The 789-nt window shown below is 70.2% G+C and carries 1 protein-coding gene; it reads right to left on the bottom strand.

Translation table 11 applies throughout. The features are described 5' to 3' along the window. Positions 1-789 (bottom strand): condensation domain-containing protein (locus RM572_RS28625; RefSeq protein ID WP_311676286.1); only part of this gene is annotated, 789 nt, incomplete at both ends.

A 789-nucleotide genomic window follows, 5' to 3' on the forward strand; every position in this document is an offset into this window, starting at 1 on the left:
GTGGTGGTGGCCAGGGGGAGGTCGCGGTCGAGGAGGACGGCGACGGTGTCCCCGCGCGACACCCCGCAGGCACCCAGGTGGTGGGCGAGACGGTTGGCGGCCTCGTCCAGCTCGCGGTAGGTCAGGCGGTGTTCACCGCACACGAGCGCGGTCAGGTCCGGATACCGATGAGCGGTGGCCTGGAAGGCGTGGGTGAGGGTGAGGGGCCCGGTGGTTTCGGGGGTGCGGGTTGCCCTTGCGTGCCAGGTGGTGTGTTCCTCGGGGGTGAGGAGGTTGACGGTGCCGATCGGGTTGTCGGGGTGGGTGGTGGCGGTGGTGAGGAGCCGGGTGAGGCGGTCCAGGAGCTTCTCGACGGTGGTGTGGTCGAAGAGGTCGGTGGCGTACTCGGCGTGACCGGTCAGCCCTGCCGGGCGTCCGTCGGCGTCGGTGTGTTCCGTCACCGCCACCGTCAGATCGAACTTCGCCGTTCCCCGGGAGGGGCGCTCGACCGAGACCCCGAGGTCGCCCAGAACAGGCGGCGCGTCCTCGTCCTGCAGCGCCAACATCACCTGGAAGAGGGGGTGGTGGGTGAGGGTGCGGTGGGGGTTGAGGTCTTCGACGAGGGTTTCGAAGGGGAGGTCCTGGTGGGCGTAGGCGGTGAGGTCGGTGTCGCGTACGCGGTGCAGGAGGGTGCGGAAGGTGGGGTTGCCGCTGGTGTCGGTGCGCAGGACGAGGGTGTTGACGAAGAAGCCCACCAGGTCGTCGAGGGCTTGGTCGGTGCGTCCGGCGACGGGGGTGCCGAGGGGGATG

Source organism: Streptomyces hazeniae, assembly GCF_031845485.1.
In the GTDB taxonomy this organism is placed as follows: Bacteria; Actinomycetota; Actinomycetes; order Streptomycetales; family Streptomycetaceae; genus Streptomyces; species Streptomyces hazeniae.